Source organism: Lentzea sp. NBRC 105346, assembly GCF_030269605.1.
GTDB lineage: Bacteria > Actinomycetota > Actinomycetes > Mycobacteriales > Pseudonocardiaceae > Lentzea.
In genome coordinates this window covers 161262-179070 of record NZ_BSTQ01000011.1, presented here as the reverse complement: position 1 = coordinate 179070, position 17809 = coordinate 161262, and the positions used below count along the sequence as shown (strand labels likewise).

Annotated in this window: 18 protein-coding genes and 1 tRNA gene; 11 read left to right on the top strand and 8 right to left on the bottom strand. The window is 69.1% G+C overall.

Annotated features, from left to right (window positions below; genetic code table 11):
- Window positions 1-21: 21 nt before the first annotated feature.
- From QSK35_RS23760 to QSK35_RS23745, 4 genes are all read right to left on the bottom strand, one after another.
- Window positions 22-2823 carry an AfsR/SARP family transcriptional regulator gene (locus QSK35_RS23760; protein WP_285749657.1) on the bottom strand — a complete coding sequence of 934 codons (2802 nt, stop codon included), beginning with the start codon at window positions 2821-2823 and terminating at the stop codon, window positions 22-24.
- Between the two features lie 92 nt (window positions 2824-2915).
- The gene (locus QSK35_RS23755; RefSeq protein WP_285749656.1) at window positions 2916-3341 is read right to left on the bottom strand and encodes an OsmC family protein; all 426 of its coding nucleotides are present in this window, start codon (window positions 3339-3341) and stop codon (window positions 2916-2918) included.
- A 209-nt stretch (window positions 3342-3550) separates the two neighbouring features.
- A tRNA-Gly gene (locus tag QSK35_RS23750) sits at window positions 3551-3623 on the bottom strand.
- Between the two features lie 37 nt (window positions 3624-3660).
- Window positions 3661-4059, bottom strand: a complete 399-nt coding sequence (locus QSK35_RS23745; RefSeq protein WP_285749655.1) for a DUF7674 family protein — start codon at window positions 4057-4059, stop codon at window positions 3661-3663.
- Window positions 4060-4233: 174 nt separating this feature from the next.
- Between QSK35_RS23745 and QSK35_RS23740 the strand changes: the two genes are divergently transcribed.
- The 3 genes from QSK35_RS23740 (at window position 4234) to QSK35_RS23730 (ending at window position 6978) form a co-directional block, all read left to right on the top strand.
- Window positions 4234-5517: a sigma-70 family RNA polymerase sigma factor gene (locus QSK35_RS23740; RefSeq protein WP_285749782.1), complete on the top strand. Its 1284-nt coding sequence runs from the start codon at window positions 4234-4236 to the stop codon at window positions 5515-5517.
- A 71-nt stretch (window positions 5518-5588) separates the two neighbouring features.
- Entirely contained in the window at window positions 5589-6026 is a 438-nt protein-coding gene (locus QSK35_RS23735; protein ID WP_285749654.1) for a DUF983 domain-containing protein, read from the top strand.
- A gap of 88 nt (window positions 6027-6114) precedes the next feature.
- Window positions 6115-6978: an Fpg/Nei family DNA glycosylase gene (locus QSK35_RS23730; protein ID WP_285749653.1), complete on the top strand. Its 864-nt coding sequence runs from the start codon at window positions 6115-6117 to the stop codon at window positions 6976-6978.
- Here QSK35_RS23730 and QSK35_RS23725 read toward each other — a convergent pair.
- From QSK35_RS23725 to QSK35_RS23715, 3 genes are read right to left on the bottom strand one after another with little or no spacing between them, the layout of a single operon-like run.
- On the bottom strand, window positions 6971-7543 hold the full coding sequence (locus QSK35_RS23725) for a LutC/YkgG family protein (protein ID WP_285749652.1): 573 nt from the start codon (window positions 7541-7543) through the stop codon (window positions 6971-6973). The two genes, QSK35_RS23730 and QSK35_RS23725, sit on opposite strands and share 8 nt — an antisense overlap.
- Complete coding sequence (locus QSK35_RS23720) at window positions 7533-8957, bottom strand: LutB/LldF family L-lactate oxidation iron-sulfur protein (RefSeq protein WP_285749651.1); 1425 nt, start codon at window positions 8955-8957, stop codon at window positions 7533-7535. Before QSK35_RS23720 ends, QSK35_RS23725 begins: the two co-directional genes overlap by 11 nt.
- Window positions 8936-9646: a (Fe-S)-binding protein gene (locus tag QSK35_RS23715; RefSeq protein WP_285749781.1), complete on the bottom strand. Its 711-nt coding sequence runs from the start codon at window positions 9644-9646 to the stop codon at window positions 8936-8938. Before QSK35_RS23715 ends, QSK35_RS23720 begins: the two co-directional genes overlap by 22 nt.
- Before the next feature lie 111 nt (window positions 9647-9757).
- Between QSK35_RS23715 and QSK35_RS23710 the strand changes: the two genes are divergently transcribed.
- Complete coding sequence (locus QSK35_RS23710; RefSeq protein ID WP_285749650.1) at window positions 9758-11017, top strand: histidine kinase; 1260 nt, start codon at window positions 9758-9760, stop codon at window positions 11015-11017.
- Between the two features lie 133 nt (window positions 11018-11150).
- On the top strand, window positions 11151-11294 hold the full coding sequence (locus QSK35_RS23705) for a hypothetical protein (RefSeq protein WP_285749649.1): 144 nt from the start codon (window positions 11151-11153) through the stop codon (window positions 11292-11294).
- On the opposite strand, the gene QSK35_RS23700 is transcribed toward QSK35_RS23705, so the two are convergent.
- Window positions 11295-11462, bottom strand: a complete 168-nt coding sequence (locus QSK35_RS23700) for a hypothetical protein (RefSeq protein ID WP_186762810.1) — start codon at window positions 11460-11462, stop codon at window positions 11295-11297.
- A 105-nt stretch (window positions 11463-11567) separates the two neighbouring features.
- Here QSK35_RS23700 and QSK35_RS23695 point away from each other — a divergent pair, with 105 nt between their 5' ends.
- From QSK35_RS23695 to QSK35_RS23670, 6 genes are all read left to right on the top strand, one after another.
- Window positions 11568-12434, top strand: a complete 867-nt coding sequence (locus QSK35_RS23695; protein WP_285749648.1) for a S49 family peptidase — start codon at window positions 11568-11570, stop codon at window positions 12432-12434.
- Between the two features lie 63 nt (window positions 12435-12497).
- On the top strand, window positions 12498-13358 hold the full coding sequence (locus tag QSK35_RS23690; RefSeq protein WP_285749647.1) for a LytR/AlgR family response regulator transcription factor: 861 nt from the start codon (window positions 12498-12500) through the stop codon (window positions 13356-13358).
- Complete coding sequence (locus QSK35_RS23685) at window positions 13355-13783, top strand: hypothetical protein (RefSeq protein WP_285749646.1); 429 nt, start codon at window positions 13355-13357, stop codon at window positions 13781-13783. The genes QSK35_RS23690 and QSK35_RS23685 overlap by 4 nt, the downstream gene beginning before the upstream one ends.
- Before the next feature lies 1 nt (window position 13784).
- Window positions 13785-15584: a sodium/solute symporter gene (locus QSK35_RS23680; protein WP_285749645.1), complete on the top strand. Its 1800-nt coding sequence runs from the start codon at window positions 13785-13787 to the stop codon at window positions 15582-15584.
- Between the two features lie 258 nt (window positions 15585-15842).
- Window positions 15843-16193 (top strand): DUF485 domain-containing protein, encoded by a 351-nt coding sequence (locus tag QSK35_RS23675; RefSeq protein WP_285749644.1) that lies wholly within the window; start codon window positions 15843-15845, stop codon window positions 16191-16193.
- Window positions 16190-17779: a monocarboxylic acid transporter gene (locus QSK35_RS23670; protein WP_285749643.1), complete on the top strand. Its 1590-nt coding sequence runs from the start codon at window positions 16190-16192 to the stop codon at window positions 17777-17779. The genes QSK35_RS23675 and QSK35_RS23670 overlap by 4 nt, the downstream gene beginning before the upstream one ends.
- Window positions 17780-17809 lie beyond the last annotated feature (30 nt).

Here is a 17809-nt window from a genome sequence, read left to right as displayed (position 1 = left end):
CGTGGCTGCGCGCAGGTTGCGTCACGACTGCGCACGCGCTACCACCTGCGCGGTCGTCATGCCGCTGCCCCGCGCGAACGCCGCCTCGTAGCCGTCGCCGAGGGCGTGGCGGGCGAGCGCGACGCACTGCTCGTGCGCCGACGCGAAGTTCGCCGAACCGAAGAGCGGCAGACCGACCGACCGCCACACCCGGTCCGCGCCGCCCAGCAGCAGCGCAGCGAGGTCGGCCTTGCCGGTGAGGACCGCGAGCAACGCCAGCAGTTCGACGGCCAGCGCGATGCCCAGCAGGTCGTCGAACCGTTCCTTGATGCGCAACGACTCCAGCGCCAGGGTCCGGGCGCCCTCGACGTCACCGCGGGCGGTCGCGACGAACGCGAGCACGTACAACGCGTACGCCAGCGCCCACTGCTCGCCGTACTCCTCGCACTCGCGCCGCGCGTCCGCGCACAGCTGCTCTGCCTCGTCGAGCCGGCCCCGGAACGCCACGGTCATCGCGAGCGCGACCCGCGACATGATCACGTTGCTGTCCAGGTGCCCGAGCTCCACGTGCCGCCGGTACGCCTGCTGCAACAGCTCCGCGCCCTGCTCCAGGTCGTCCTCGAAGACGGCCGCGGCACCCATGACGTACCGGGCGTAGGCCACGGAGTGCTCGTCACCCAGGAGGGCGGCGTCGGTGTTGCATTGCCGCACCAGGCTCGGCACCGCGGACGTGTTGCCCTGCAACGTCGCCACGTACGCGCTGACCCACATCGCCTTGCAGCGTGCCTCGCTCGGCTCGGTGTCCAGCGACAGCGCCCAGTTCAGCCAGTGCCGTCCCTCGGCGAGCCGGCCGCAGCCGACCCAGTAGAACCACAGCGTTCCCGCGAGCCGCAGGCCCAGATCGGCCTCGCCCGGTGTGGTCAGCGAGAACTCCAGCGCCGCGCGGAGGTTGCCGCGCTCGGCGGTCATCCGGCCGACCGTCCCCGGCTGCTCTCCGGAGAACCAGGCGCGTTCGCCCTCCTCGGCGATGTCGAGGTACCAGTCGCGATGTCGTCGGCGCAGCTGTCGTTCGTCACCCTCGGCACGCAGCTTCGCCTGGCCGTACTGGCGCACGGTCTCCAGCAGCCGGTAGCGCGCCACGCCGTCGCGTTCCTCGCGCAGCAGCACGGACTTGTCCACCAAACCGTCCACGGCGTCGAAGACGACGTCCATCTCGAGCTGACCGTCCGAGCAGACGGCCTCCGCGGCCTCCAGATCGAAGCCGCCCGCGAACACCGACGCCCGGTGCCACAGCAGTTGTTCGCGCGGCGAGCACAGGTCGTAGCTCCAGTCCATGGTCGCGAGCAGGGTCTGGTGCTGCGGCAACGCGTTGCGCCCGCCCTCGTTGAGGACCTTGAACCGATCGTCCAATCTGGACAGCAGCTGCGCGGGGGACAGGGTGCGCACGCGCAGTGCCGCGAGCTCGATCGCGAGCGGGATCCCGTCGAGCCGGCGGCACAGGTCCGCGACCGCCACCTCGTTGTCCGCGGTGATCCGGAACCTGCCGGGCACGGCGGCGTCCGCCCGTTGCGCGAACAGCGTGGACGCCGGATGCGGCACGGACATCGGCGCCACCGCCAGCACCTGCTCGCCGTACACGCGCAGGGGCCGGCGGCTGGTCGCGATGATCCGCAGTCCGGGAGCGGCGCGCAGCAACGTGTCCGCGAGGATCGCGCTGTGGTCGACGACGTGCTCGCAGTTGTCCAGCACGAGCAACGTCTCCCGGTCACGCAGGTGCTCGGTGAGCACCGCGAGCAGGCCACGTCCGGTCTGGTCGACGATCCGCAGCGTCTCCGCCACCGTGTGCGGCACCAGCGCCCGGTCGCGCAACGCGGCCAGCTCGACCACCCACACGCCGTCGGCGAACTGGGCCTGCAGCTGCCGTGCGATGTGCACGGCGAGGCGGGTCTTGCCGACGCCGCCCACGCCGGTGAGCGTCACCATCCGGTGCTCCGCCAGCAGCTTCGCCACGTCGTCGGTCTCCGGCCGGTCGACGAAGCCGGTGACCTCCGCGGGCAGGTTGCCCTGCCGCGTGATCCGCACCGACGCGCCCGCGGGGTCCAGCGCGGGATCGTTGCGCAGCACGGCGGCTTCCAGCGCGCGCAGTCCCGAACCCGGCTCGATGCCGAGCTGTTCGATCATGGTCGTGCGCGCCCGCTGGAACGCGGCCAGCGCGTCCGCCTGCCGCCCGCACCGGTAGAGCGCGAGCATGAACAGCTCCCAGAGCCGTTCGCGGAACGGATGTCGTTCGACGAGCGCGGCCAGCTCACCGACGACGGCCGCGTGCCGCGCCAGCGTGAGGTCCGCGAACATCAGGTCCTCGGTCACGTCCAGCCGTAGCTCGCCGAGCCGCGTCGCCTCGTGCCGCGCCCACTCGCTGGGGCGGCAGTCGGCGAGCGGGTCGCCGGTCCACAACGCGAGCGCGTCCCGCAGTTTCTCCGCGCCCCCGCACGGATCCTGCTCGGTCAGCGCGCGGCCTTCCGCGGCGAGTGTCTGGAACTTGATCACATCGACGCTGTCGACCGGGACGTGCAGCGCGTAGCCGGGGTCGCGCGTGGCGATCACCTCGTCGAGCCCGGCGTCGCGCAGCTCCTTGCGCAGGTGCGCAAGGAGGCTGTGCAGCGTCTTCGTGGCCGTGACCGGTGCGTTGTCCGACCAGAGCGCGTCGACGAGCGCGGTGCGCTGGACGGTTTCGCCCGGCCGGACGGCCATCCGGGCGACGAGCGTGCGTTGTCCTGCGCCTTTGAGAGGTACAACTCCGTGCGGGCCGGTCAGTTCGACCGGCCCGAGTAACCGGATGATCAACGTTTCGAATCCTGTCGTCAGCCCCCGACGACTTGGGTCGGCGCCAATTTACGCGTTGACGTTGACAGAATTCTGTGCGCCGAATGGCTGGTTCAGGCGAGCGCCGCGTCCAGCGTGATCTTCGTGCCGGCGAGCGCCTGGCTGACCGGGCAGTTCTCCTTGGCGTTCTCGGCGGCCTCGACGAACGCGGTGTTGTCGATGCCGGGCACGACGCCGCGCACGGTCAGGTGGATGCCGGTGATGCCGGTGCCGGGCACGAACGTCACCTCGGCGGAGGTGTCCAGCGACTGCGGCGGCGTGCCCGCCTTGGTCAGGCCGTTGGAGAACGCCATCGAGAAGCACGACGAGTGCGCGGCCGCGATCAGCTCCTCGGGGCTGGTCTTGCCGTTCGCCTGTTCGGCGCGGGAGGGCCAGCTGACGGCGTAGGTCCCGATGCCGGACGACTCCAGCGTCACCTCTCCCTGGCCTTCGAAGAGGGAGCCTTCCCAGTGCGTGGTTGCCTTGCGGGTGGTGGCCATGGTCTCCAGTCCTATCGGCTCAGCTCGAACAGACGGATCCACCTTGGCACGATTCGGCCGGACGCACGAAAAAAGCCCACGCTGTGGGCTGAGGAGCCTTCTGGGGGTCCGGGGGCTTGCCCCCGGCGGGGGTTTGGGGGCTCGGCCCCCAATGTGATGGCGAACGAAAAAGGCTCACGCTCTCCGTGAGCGTGAGCCTTCCATTCGAGAGCGGATGACGAGACTCGAACTCGCGACCCTCACCTTGGCAAGGTGATGCGCTACCAACTGCGCTACATCCGCGTGCACCTCATCGGTACGCCGAGAACTATACCAACCCTCAAACCGCGTCTCGACCGGGGGGCTGCAGTCCGGCCAGAAGTCGATCTACCTCGGTCAACCTCTCCGCAGGCCAGCGCCACTCCCACAGCGCCCGCACCTTCGGCAGCACGTCGATCGGCAACCAGGGGGCGACCTCGTCGCGCAGGTCCCAGTCGTCGAACACGTGCTCGTAGAAGCTCACCAGAGCGGCGTTCTCCAGGAACTGCTCCGACTGCTGGAAGCACCAGTGCGCGAACCCGTACGCGCGGCGCAGGACGTCGTCGTCGCCGGCGCGGTGCGCTTCCATCACCAGCTGGTAGAGCTCGGAGAAGAAGACATGGCACGACCACGACTCGTGTTCGGCGGCACCACGAAGCTCCGGCACGAGTGCCAGAGCCCGTTCCCGCCAGTCGACCACAGGCTGAAGATAGCCCGTGCGCACGCCTTCAACTCACCCTTGACGCCCACCTGTAATCGTCTCGTCACCGGATGCGTTCCGCTGATCAGCTCACGACGAAAGGATGGTCTTGGTTATCGAGGTGTGTGCGCGGACTGGGCAGGTCAGCCGGGTTCTGGCAAGTTGAAGCGCGTGATGGTCGACGAGAACGAGGTCGACCGGGAGCTGCTGGTCAGGGTGCGCGAGGGCGACGACTCCGCATACGGCGAGCTGTTCTCCCGGCACGCGGACGCGGTCCGCAGATTCTCGCTTCGCCACGTCCGTGAGCCGGCCGAGGCGGACGACCTCACCGCCGAGTCGTTCTTCCGGATGCTGCAGGCGATCCGCCGTGGTAGCGGTCCCACGGACCACGTGCGCACGTACCTGCTGACGGTCGCGCGGCGCGTGGCGTGGGAGTGGAGCGGTCGCAGGCGGGACGTGCCGGTCGAGGACGAGGAGCTCTCGCGGCGCGTGGAGCCGGTGGCCGACAACGCGTTGCGGCGCGCCGAGCACAGCCTGATCACCCGTGCGTTCACCAGCCTGCCGGAACGGTGGCGCGTGGTGCTGTGGCGCGTCGAGGTCGAGGGTGAACGGCCCGCGACCGTCGCGCCGCACTTCGGTCTTTCGCCGAATGCCATGTCCGCGCTGGCCCGCCGGGCCCGCGAAGGCCTGCGCGCGGCGTACCTGCAGGCCCACCTGGCCGACGACGCCGGTCGTTCGACATGCGCGTCCGTGCGCGCGAAGCTCGGCACGTACACCGCCGGCGGCGTCCAGGGCGTCGAGGCGCGGCGGATCGACCAGCACCTGCGGTCGTGCGCGTCGTGCACCGCGCTGCAGGCCGAGCTGAACGACGTCTGCGCGACGTTGCGGTCGCACGCCGAGCTGCTGGTGGTGCCGGCGACGCTCGGGGTCGGCACCGCGCTGGTCGCGAAGGGCTCGATCGTGCTCGGCCGCGTGAAGCTCGCGTTCGCCGCGGCGGGCGTGGCCACGATCGGCCTGTTCGGCGTGATGGCGAGCGCGTTCAGCGGGTCGGCCGGTCCGGGGGTCGTGCACCCCGACCAGAACGCCGTGCTCGCGATCTCGTCGTCGAGCGGCTCGTCGCCGACCGGCCAGGCGCCGATCGGCACGGTCAGCAGCGGGCACAACGAGGAGGTCGCCGACCACGTCGTGCCGGTGCAGAACCCGGTCGGACCACCCCAGGTGGTGAAGCCGGCCCGGACCCAGCTGTCACAGCCCGTGGTCACCTCGACGTCCACGCCGACGCGTTCGCAGTCCGGTTCCGCCGGGCCGACCGAGCGGTCGTTGTCGACGACCACGACCACGACGACGCAGCTCCGGGCGCTCGACACGCCCGCGTCGACGACCAGTTCCCCGGCTCCCTCAACGGCCACGCCGACGACGTTCACCCTGTACCCGACGCCGAAGCAGACCCCGACGTAGTTCACCCACAGGGCTCATCGGACAGGCGGTACGGTTGTCGCACCCAGTGTGACGAGCGTGGGAGACGGGTTATGACGCGGCTGGTGCGCGGTGCCGACGGACGGATGTGGACGGTTCACAGCCGGGTCGAGTGGCGGAACCCGGTGGCCTCGGACGACTTCGAGCACGATGTGAGCGGTGGCGTGCTGCCGGGCGTGATGATGGCCGGCCTGCTGCTGATCATGGCGGTGGTCCTGGTGGCGTGGACGCCGTCGCAGGTCGTGATCCCCGGCTGGCTCATCCTGGCGCTGATCTTCCTGGCCGGGTTCTTCCCGGTCCGCTGGCTGATCCGCCGCCCGCACACGCTCGTCGCGGAGAGCAAGGCGACGCCCGACGACCTGCCGCCGGAGCGCTGGGTCGGCTCGGTGCGCGGCCCGCTGGCCGTCCGCCAGGAGGCCGCCCGCGTGGCGCGCACGATCGAGATGCACTCGCTTCCCGACGTCGATGGCGTGCTGCAGCCGGTCGATTGATGGAGTTCACACACTCGCTGCAGGCCATCGATGGCGTGCTGCAGCGCTGTGTTCTACAAGTCTGGCGAACTGATGTGACACTGGTGGGGTGCCGGAGCTACCCGAGGTAGAAGCCCTAGCCCACCACCTGCGTGAACACGCGGTCGGCCGCACCGTGCACCGCGTCGACGTCGCCTCACTGCAGGTCCTGAAGACCTTCGACCCACCATGGACCGCGCTGCACGGCCGCACCGTGACGGGTGCGGGCCGGTTCGGCAAGCACCTCGACCTGGACTGCGACGGCCTGCACCTGGTCGTCCACCTGGCGCGCGCCGGCTGGCTGCGCTGGTCGGACACTCTCTCCGCCCCACCACCCAAGCAGGGGCGCGGCCCCCTCGCGTTGCGCGTGCACCTCGGCCCGCCCGGCCAGGGCCCCGGCTTCGACCTCACCGAGGCCGGGACGAAGAAGGGCCTCGCGGCGTGGATCGTGAAGTCCCCGTCCGAGGTCTCGAGCATCGCCAGGCTCGGGCCGGACGCGCTCTCCCTCAGCCGGGGCGAGCTGGAGGACCTGCTGTCCGGCCGCACCGAGCGGCTGAAGACGGCGTTGACCGACCAGGGCCTGATCGCGGGCATCGGCAACGCCTACTCCGACGAGATCATGCACACCGCGAAGCTCTCGCCCTATGCGACCGCCGGGAAGCTCAACAAGGAATCGCTCGACGGCCTGCACGCCGCGATGATCTCCGTGCTGACCGACGCGGTCGACCGCTCGGTCGGGCAGGACGCCGCGCGGCTCAAGGGGGAGAAGCGGTCCGGCCTGCGGGTGCACGCGCGGACCGGCCTGCCCTGCCCGGTGTGCGGCGACACCGTGCGCGAGGTGTCGTTCGCCGACAAGGCCTTCCAGTACTGCCCGACCTGTCAGACCGGCGGGAAACCGCTGGCCGACCGGAGGCTGTCCCGCCTGCTCAAGTGACGATCAGGACCTCGAGCGTGCGCGGGCCGTGGACGCCCTCCACCCGGTTGAGCTCGATGTCGCTGGTAGCCGACGGGCCGCTGATGAACGTCAGCGGCCGCGTGGGTTCCAGCCGCGCCAACGCCTCCGGCACCGACGCCGCCACCTGGTCCGCCCGCACCACGCACACGTGGTAGTCGGGCAGCAGCGTCAACGCCCGCCGCCCCTGCGCCTCACCGCCGTCCAGCACGATGGTCCCGGTGTCGGCGATCGCCACCGCGCACCCGGTCAGCACGCCGTCCGCGCCATCGAGCTCGTCGATGGTCAACGGGTCGCGCAGCCACTCGACCCCGTCGATCAACCACGACGAAGGAACATCCGGCGCCACGATCCGCTTGCCCGGCAACAACTCCCGCAGCTTCGCGGGCACGTCCGTCACCACGTGGACGATCGCGCGGTAGTCGGCGACCCGTTCGGCGAACAGCTCGACACCACCGGGTCCGGTGCGGTTGTAGTTCCGGATGGCCGGCGCGGCGGCAGGCACCCGTGCGGCCCGAATCCGCCGCAGGATCTCGTCACGAGCCACGGTTCTTCCTCCACCAGCTCCGGAACGACTCGGCGGGCGGCGCGGGCACGTCCCGCGAGGACGTCCACTTCGAGCCCGGCCACGGCAGCGACGTGATCCGCCCGTCGCGCGCGATGAACCGCGCCAGCGAGCCGAGCTTCTGCGCACGCTCGTACCGCGAAGCCGAGGCGAACACCCAAGCGGCCGCGGCCATCGCGATCGACTCGGCCGTACGTCCTTTCGCCTCAACGGCTTCCGCCCGCAGATGCGTCAGCACCTGCGGGATGTCGATCCGCACCGGGCACACCTCGAAGCACGCGCCGCACAACGAAGACGCGTACGGCAGCGAGGCCGACAGCGGGTCGTGCATGTCGCCGACCAGCTGGGGCGTGAGGATCGCGCCGATCGGTCCGGGGTAGACCGAGCCGTACGACTTGCCGCCGGTCCGCTCGTACACCGGGCACACGTTCAGGCACGCCGAACACCGGATGCACCGCAAGGCCTGCCGCCCGACGGAGTCGGCGAGCGTCGCGGTCCGGCCGTTGTCCAGCAAGATCAGGTGGAACGAAGAAGGGCCGTCGCCGGGCGTCACGCCGGTCCACACCGACGTGTAGGGGTTCATCCGCTCCGCGGTCGACGAACGCGGCAGCAGCTGCAGGAACACCTCGAGGTCCTGCCACGTGGGCACGAGCTTCTCGATGCCCATCACGGTGATCAGCGTCTCCGGCAGCGTCAGGCACATGCGGCCGTTGCCCTCGGACTCCAGCACGACGATCGACCCCGTGTCGGCCACCGCGAAGTTCGCGCCGGACACCGCGACCCGCGTCGTGAGGAACTTCTGCCGCAGGTAGCGCCGCGCGGCCTCGGCGAGCTCGGCCGGTTCGTCGGACACGGAGATGCCCATGCGGCGCTGGAAGATGTCGCGGATCTCCGAGCGGTTGCGGTGGATCGCGGGAACGAGGATGTGCGACGGCCGGTCGTCGCCGAGCTGCACGATCAGCTCGGCCAGGTCGGTCTCGATCGCCTTGACCCCGCCCGCCTCCAGCGCCTCGTTGAGGCCGATCTCGGCGGTGGCCATCGACTTGACCTTGACGACCTCGTCGGTGCCGGCCTCGCGGGCGAGTCGCAGCACGATCTCGTTGGCCTCGGCCGCGTCGCGCGCCCAATGGACGACGCCGCCGCGGGCCGTCACCGCCTCCTCGAGCTGGACCAGCAACGTGTCCAGGCGCGACAGCACGTCGTTCTTGATCGCCTCACCGGCGAGTCGCAGGTTCTCCCAGTCGGTCATCTCGGCGACGGCGGCGGCGCGCCGGCCGCGGATGGTGCCGGTCGCCTTGCGCAGGTTCTGCCGGAGCTGGGTGTCGGCGAGCGCCTCTCGGGCGGCCTTCGGGAACGTCGGGCTGCCCAGCCACGTCACGGGGTTGCGTGTGCCCACGGCTCCTCCTCCGTCGAGGCCAGGATCTCGGCGAGGTGCACGGGCCGCACGCCCGCACGCAGCCGGGACAGGCCGCCGCCGATGTGCATCAGGCACGAGTTGTCGCCGGCGGACAGCACCTCGGCGCCAGTGTCGAGCACGCACTTCATCTTGTCCGTGAGCATCGCGGTCGACGTCTCCGCGTTCTTGATCGCGAACGTGCCGCCGAACCCGCAGCAGCTCGTGGCGGCCGGCAGCTCGACCAGTTCGAGCCCGCGCACCGCCCTGAGCAGCCGCAACGGCTTGTCGCCGACGCCCAGCATGCGCAACGAGTGACAGGTGGGGTGGTAGGTGACCCGGTGGGGGAACCACGCGCCGACGTCCGTCACGCCCAGCACGTCCACCACGAACTCCGACAGCTCGTACATCGGGCCCGCCGAGACGCCCATCTCCGGGTAGATCTCGCGGACCATTCCGGCGCATGAGCCGGATGGAGCAACGACGTGGTCGTAGCCGGAGAAGACCTCGGTGTACTTGCGCGCCAACGACTCCGCGTCGTTCCGGTAGCCGGTGTTGAAGTGCATCTGCCCGCAGCACGTCTGGTCGAGGGGGAAGGCGACCTCGCAACCGAGTCGTTCCAGCAGGCGGACCACGGCGCGTGCGGTCGACGGGAAGAACGTGTCCGTGAGGCACGTAGCAAGCAGAGCCACTTTCACGGACACACACTCCACTGAAATTCATCGGATGTCTACCCGGATCGGTGGACCGACCGGGTCGTCACCGGCCGCGCCTCTTGCCTACACGGGTGTCAGCAGCACAGCATGGTGCCCGTGGGTGACCTGTTGACCGAGCGCGCTGTGCTCGGTGTCATCGCGACCCTGGCCGTGCTCGGCCTGTTCGTGATGCTGTGTCGGGCGAGGCGCGTGAGCACCTCGGTCGAGGATGCCGTGATGGACATGTTGCACCGCATGTCGAAGGCGTCCGCCGACCTCAGAGAAGGGCTCACCCAGGAGGCCGCCGACAAGGCCACACCCCACCTGCGCGAGATGCTGCGGTGCGTCGCGGTCGCCATCACCGACTCCGACGGCACGGTCCTGTCCTGGGACGGCGGGGCCGCGGACCACTACGAGTACCTGCGCGACACCATCGCCCACGCGGTGACCAACAACCGCAAGGAGCACATCGAGCACCGCAAGCTCGGCTGCGAGCTGCAGGGCCCGTGCTCGCTGCACAGCGCGGTGGTCGTCCCACTGCGCGTCGAGGGCGACGTCACCGGCACGTTGATCGTGGTCAGCGGCGTGGCTTCGAAGCGCCAGATCCGCATGGCCGAGGAGACCGCCAGGTTCGTCTCGACGCAGCTCGAGCTCGAGGTGCTGCAGAAGTCCCGCCAGGCGCTGGCCCAGGCCGAGGTCCGCGCGCTGCGCGCCCAGATCTCGCCGCACTTCGTCTACAACGCGCTGAACACCATCTCGTCGCTGATCCGCACCGACCCCGCGCACGCCCGCGAGTTGCTGCAGGAGTTCGCCGAGTTCACGCGGTACTCGTTCCGCACGGACGGCCTCTTCACGACGCTGGCCGACGAGCTGACCAACATCCACCGCTACCTGACCATCGAGCAGGCCCGGTACGGCAGCCGCCTGAACGTCCGGCTGCGGATCGCACCCGAGGTGCTGCAGGTCGTCCTGCCGTTCCTCGTGCTGCAGCCGCTGGTCGAGAACGCCGTCCGCCACGGCCTCGCGAAGAAGCCCGGCGGCGGCATGCTGACCATCACCGCCGAGGACAACGGCAACGAGGCCCTGATCAGCGTCGAGGACGACGGCGTCGGCATGGACCCGGACCGGCTCGACGACATCAAGGACGCCCACCAGACCGGCGCGCACGTCGGCATCGGCAACATCAACGACCGCATGCGGACCGTGTTCGGCGCCGAGTACGCGCTCGTGGTGGAGACCGCGCCGAACGCCGGGACCAAGGTCATCCTCAAGGTCCCGAAGGGACGGAGGGGTGTGCTGCCGAACCTCAACTTCGGTGGCGTGACCGACGAACCCATGACGAACGAGCAGCCGGTGATCAGGGCCTAAGGGATCCGGTAAATCAGGGTCCAAAGGCTTCAGCTCGGCTATGCGCGCAGACCGGTCGGCGCGCCTCGGCGACCGTTGATCGTTCCGCCGGAACACGGCCTCAACCCGCGACCGTTCGGGTCCGATTACCCCGGTGACCAACGAGAAGCCGCGCGTGAGCCGCCCGCTCGGCCTGAATTTCCAGGGGTTCCACACAGTGCAAGAACAACAAGCACCCGAACGCGTCCGCGTCTGCATCAAGTGCACGGCCAAGGGGCTGTCCGGCTGCCGTTGCTGATCAGCGGGCGGCGACCGCCAAGGTGGTGATCAGGACGACCGCGCACACACTCCAGGTGACCCACATCCAGTAGATGTGCATCGGAGTGGGACCGGCGGCGTTCTGCCTGCCGCGGTCGTCCCACCACTCGACGTACCGCTCGAGCCACCGGATCGGGTTGAACGTCACCGGCCGATGCTAACTCCGCCGGACGTGTTCCAGGTCACGCGGGAGCCCTCTGTCACGCGTCGGAGGGCTCCCGCACGACGTCAGAACGCACGTACTGTGAGTCGTATGAGCGTGACGGACAAGATCGCGGCAAGGCTGCCGAGGATGGTCACCGACCGGGGGGAGCGGCCGCCGGTGGTCGCCGCCGTGCGGCTGCACGGGGTGATCACGCCGACGCCGACACCGGTGGCGCGCAACACGATCAGCATGCAGTCGATCGAGAGCGCGCTGAACCGGGCGTTCGACAACGAGCGCCTGATCGCCGTCGCGCTGCTCATCAACTCACCGGGTGGCGCGCCCACCCAGTCCGCCCTGATCGCCGAGCGCATCCGTGAGCTGGCGACCAAGAAGCACGTCCCGGTCCTCGCGTTCTGCGAGGACCTCGCCGCGTCCGGGGGCTACTGGCTCGCGTGCGCCGGCGACGAGATCTACGCCCACGGCACGTCCATGGTCGGCTCGATCGGTGTCGTGAGCGCCGGGTTCGGCCTGAACGGCCTGCTGGAGAAGTATGGCGTCGAGCGGCGCGTCTACACGGCCGGCGAGAACAAGGTGCGGCTCGACCCGTTCCAGCCGGAGAAGGCGGACGACGTCGAGTGGCTCAAGGGGTTGCACGCCGAGCTGCACGAGCAGTTCGTCGCGTGGGTCAAGGAGCGCCGCGGCGCCAAGCTCAAGGCGAAGGACAACGAGCTCTTCGAGGGCGAGGTGTGGACCGGCGCCAAGGCGTTGGAGCTCGGCCTCGTCGACGGCCTCGGCACGATGCGAGGCATTCTCGCGAAACGGTTCCCGGACGCCGAGATCTCCATCGCCGAGCCCCGCAAGAACCTCCTCCAGCGCCTTGGACTGAGCGCTGCCGCCACACGATCGGGGGACATCGTGACTGATGTCCTGGCCGCTGTGGAAGAACGTGCTCGCTGGTCGCGATTCGGCTTGTGATCATCACGGGCAGGTGATCGACAGGGTGTGGAACGTAGACACAACCCCCTGTTGGTAGGCAAGATGCCCGACACAGTGAGTACCCAAGACAACGCCGGTCTCCTCGTTCTCGCCGTGGACGACGAGGCACCGGGCCTGAGCCTGATCAAGTTCACGCTGGAGAGCAGTCCGCACGTCAAGCGCGTCCTGACGGCGTTCGACGCGGCCGAGGCGCTGCGGATTCTTCGCGGTGGGGATGACGACGAGGTCATCGAGCGGACCAACGCCGGTCTGCCGCCCGTCGACGCCGTCTTCGCCGACATCAACATGCCCGGACTCACTGGCATGGACCTGGCGCGCGTGCTCAGCGCGTTCCGCCACCCGCCTGCCCTCGTGTTCGTCACCGGGGTCGAGGAGCGGGACGCGCTCGTCGCGGCGTTCGACGTCGGCGCGCTCGACTTCATCAACAAGCCGATCAACGACGAGCGCGTGCTCAAGGCCGTGAAGCGCGTCGCCGAACGGGTCGCGCGCACGCACGCCACCACGCCGCAGACGCCGGTGCACGCCGCGGCCGCGGCGGCCGAGCCGTCGGACGACGAGGTCATCCCGGTCGAGCTCGGCGGCACCATCAAGCTCGTGCCCCGCGCCTCGGTGCGTTACGTCGAGGCGCAGGGCGACTACGCCCGGCTGCACACCTCCGACGGCAGTCACCTGGTGCGGATCCCGTTGGCACAACTCGAGGAGCGCTGGGCGAACGCCGGGTTCGTGCGCATCCACCGGTCGTACCTCGTCGCGCTGCCGCTGGTGAGCGAGCTCCGCATGACCGCGAACGGCTACGCCGTCGTGATCGGCACCGGTCCGGACGCCAAGGAGCTCCCGGTGAGCCGCAGGCACACCAAGGAGCTCAAGGAACGGATCGTCCGTCCGCCCAAGAGCGGCTGGTGAGCAGGCACGACGCCGGCGCACCCGAGCCGGCCGCGCGGGACCAGTGGCTGGGCGAAACCGCCCGGAAGCCCCGTCGCCGCCGCGTCGTGCTCGCCGACACCACGAAGTCCCGCGGCAAGGCCATGCGGACGCTCATCGAGCTCGAGGAGCAGACGAGCGTCGGCGAGAAGCTGGTCCGCGACCTGATCAAGCAACAGCTCCGCTCGGCGTTCGGCCTCGGCGGCCTGGTCCTGCTCGGACTGTGCGGCCTGCCGTTGCTCTTCTATCTGGTGCCCTCGCTCGCCGACATCCACGTGCTCAACATCCACCTGCCCTGGCTCGTGCTGGGGCTCGCGCCGTTCCCGATCCTCTACGCCGTCGGCTGGGTCTACCGCAGGCAGGCGGAGCGGCACGAGCGCGACTTCGTGAACATGGTCGACCGCTGACGTGAACGCCACCGCATGGAGCCTGGCCGGGATCGGCGCAGTAGCGCTGGTGACCTTCCTCCTCGGCTATGTCGGGTCCCGCAAGGCCAACACCACGCCGGACTTCCTGGTCGCGCGCCGGGCCATCCCGGCCACCCGCAACGCGGCCGCGATCTCCGGTGAGTACCTGTCCGCCGCGTCGTTCCTCGGCGTGGCCGGCCTCGTGCTCAAGGACGGCATCGACGCCCTCTGGTACCCCATCGGCTTCACCGCCGGGTACCTCGCGCTGCTGCTGTTCGTCGCCGCGCCGCTGCGGCGGTCCGGCGCCTACACGCTGCCGGACTTCGCCGAGGCCCGGCTCGGCAGCCCGAACCTGCGGCACTTCTGCACGTTCTTCGTCGTGTGCATCGGTGTGCTGTACCTGGTGCCGCAGCTGCAGAGCGCGGGCCTGACGCTCACCACGATCACCGGCCTGCCGTCGTGGATCGGCGCGTTCGCCGTGACGGTGATCGTCGTGGTGAACGTGCTCGGTGGCGGCATGCGCGCGATCACGCTCGTGCAGGCGTTCCAGTACTGGGGCAAGCTCTTCGCGATCGCCGCGCCCACGTTCGTCCTGTTCGTCGTCTTCCTCGCTAGCCCCAGCCAGGGCACGCAGCCGCTCAACGACCACGGCGTGATGCGGTTCCCGAAGGCCGAGCTGGTCGAGATCAAGGAACGCCCGGTGCGGCTGCAGGTCCCGGAGGCGATGAACCTGCGCGCCGAGGGCACGATCGACGACCGCCCCGCCCACGGCAGCGTCTACTGGGGCAAGGGCCTGTACGAGATCGGGCCGAACACGAAGCTGTGGTTCCAGGCGGGCAACCCGGTGCCGGTCGTGGACGGCTCGCCGACCACGAACGACGGCTGGATGCGACCGCAGTCGGGCGGCATCTGGAACCTGTTCGAGACGTACTCGCTGATCTTCGCGACGTTCCTCGGCACCATGGGCCTGCCGCACGTGCTCGTCCGCTTCTACACGAACCCGGACGGCAAGGCGGCCCGGCGCACGGCGTTGCACGTGCTGTACCTGCTCGGCCTCTTCTACATCTTCCCGACCGTGCTGGGCGTGCTGTCCCGGCTCTACCTGCCGAGGCTGCTGGTCAACGGCAAGACCGACGCCGCGGTACTGATGCTCCCGAACGCGATGGTGCCGAACCTGGCCGGCCAGATCCTCGGCGCGATCGTCGCCGCGGGCGCGTTCGCCGCGTTCCTGTCCACGTCGTCCGGCCTGGTCGTGAGCGTGGCCGGCGTCGTGTCGACGGACATCATGCCGGGCAAGGTGCGCGACTTCCGGTGGGCGACTGTGTTCACCGGCGCCGCCGCGATCGGTCTGGCGTTGCTGCTGCCGCGCAGCGACGCGTCGTTGACCGTGGCGATGTCGTTCGCGCTGGCCGCCTCGACGTTCTGCCCGCTGCTGGTGCTCGGCATCTGGTGGCGGGGCCTGACCTGGATCGGCGCCGTGTGCGGGATGTTGGTCGGTGGGGGCATGGTCATCAGCGCGCAAGTACTCAGCGTAGTGAGCAGTTACACAGGGCGTTGGGCGCCGAGCATCTTCACTCAACCGGCGTTGATCACTGTCCCAACGGCTTTTCTCACCATGATCATCATCAGTAAGGCGAGCAGGCGACGGCGGCCGCAGGACGTGAATCAGATTCTGCTCCGGCTGCACGCTCCGGATCCGCTCGGCTTCATTCGCGATCGCGACATCGCCCGCTTCGGCACGGCCGAGGAGAAAGCCCGGCTGGCGGACACGAAACGTAGCGGGACAGCTCGGTCGCTCTGAGTAGCAGACTGTTCAAACGGGTGAAAAGGGGGAACCCGTTCCGGTGAACGGTGATCTTGATCACGCTCCGTGCAGCTCGTCTTTGCATACCGACCGTTCGTCGCATCACCCGACTGCTTGGCGCATGGGCACGAACGGGGTCTTACGACCGTGACCAAAGTCTCCTTACGGTTCACCGCATAGATCGACCGGGAGCAGGAGGCATTACGTGCCCGTCACGTGGCTGATAACTACGACGAGGATCGCGAGGAGGGGACTGTGAGCACCACTGAACACACCCCAACCGACTCGGCCCCAGATGCGCAGAAGTGGGTCGAGGTCCAGAACAGTCCTGACTTCGCGCAGCTGAAGCACCGGCTGCGCAGCTTCGTTTTCCCGGTTTCCGGCCTGTTCCTGGCCTGGTACCTGGTCTACGTCCTGCTGGCGGACTACGCGCACGGGTTCATGGCCACGAAGGTCGTGGGCAACATCAACGTGGGCCTGATTCTCGGGCTTCTCCAGTTCGTGTCCACGTTCGTCATCACGACGCTTTACGTGCGGCACGCCAACAAGAACCTCGACCCGCTGGCCGAGAAGCTGCGGCACGAGATCGAGGGAGAAGCCAAGTGAGCAACAACGCGCTGCTGAACATCAGCATCTTCGGCGTCTTCGTCATCATCACGCTCGTCGTGGTGCTGCGCGCCAGCCGCAACACGAAGACCGCGGCCGACTACCTCGCCGCGGGCCGCGCGTTCACGGGTCCGCAGAACGGCATCGCGATCGCGGGTGACTACCTGTCCGCGGCGTCCTTCCTCGGCATCGCGGGCGCCATCGCGGTCAACGGCTACGACGGCTTCCTCTACTCCATCGGCTTCCTCGTGGCGTGGCTCGTCGCGTTGCTGCTGGTCGCGGAGCTGCTGCGCAACACCGGCAAGTACACGATGGGCGACGTGCTCAGCTTCCGGATGCGCCAGCGTCCGGTCCGAGCGGCCGCCGCGACGTCGACGATGGCGGTGTCGTTCTTCTACCTGCTCGCGCAGATGGCGGGCGCCGGCGGCCTCGTCGCGCTGCTGCTCGGCATCACCGGCAAGGGCGGCCAGGCGATCGTGATCGCCGTGGTCGGCGGCCTGATGATCGCCTACGTGCTCATCGGCGGCATGAAGGGCACGACCTGGGTCCAGATCATCAAGGCGGTCCTGCTCATCGTGGGTGCCGGCGTGATGACCCTCTGGGTGCTCGGCAAGTACGGCCTGAACCTGTCCAGCGTGCTCGGTGCCGCGGTCGACAACGCCCCCAAGGCGGGCGAGAAGATCCTCAGCCCCGGCCTGCAATACGGCGCGTCCGCCACGTCGAGGCTCGACTTCCTGTCGCTGGCCCTCGCGCTGGTGCTCGGCACGGCCGGTCTGCCGCACATCCTGATGCGCTTCTACACGGTCCCGACCGCGAAGGAAGCCCGTCGCTCGGTCGTCTGGGCGATCTGGCTGATCGGCATCTTCTACCTGTTCACGCTGGTCCTGGGCTACGGCGCCGCGGCGCTCGTCGGCTCGGACAAGATCAGCAAGGCGCCCGGTGGCGTGAACTCGGCGGCTCCGCTGCTCGCCGAGGCGCTCGGTGGTCCGCTGCTGCTCGGCCTCATCGCGGCCGTCGCGTTCGCGACGATCCTCGCGGTGGTCGCCGGTCTGACGATCACGGCGTCGGCGTCGTTCGCACACGACATCTACGCCAACATCATCAAGCACGGTGAGGCCGACGACAAGGACGCCGAGGTGAAGGTCGCCCGTCGCACGGCGATCGTCATCGGCGCCGTCGCGATCCTCGGCGGAATCGCGGCGAACGGTCAGAACATCGCGTTCCTCGTGGCACTCGCGTTCGCGGTCGCCGCGTCCGCGAACCTGCCGACGATCCTTTACTCGCTGTTCTGGAAGCGCTTCAACACCGCCGGCGCGTTGTGGAGCATCTACGGCGGTCTGATCGTCACGATCGGCCTGATCGTGTTGTCGCCCGCGGTTTCCGGAACGAAGAAGTCGATGTTCCCGAGCCTGGACTTCGACATCTTCCCGTTGTCCAACCCGGGAATCGTCTCCATTCCGGTCTCGTTCCTGCTCGGTTACCTCGGCACGATCCTCTCGAAGGAATCGTCCGACTCCGTGAAGCAGGCCGAAATGGAGGTCCGTTCGCTGACCGGTGCGGGTGCCGAGAAGGCGATCGCTCACTAGTTCGTCGTTGGACGTGAAGGGCACTCTCCC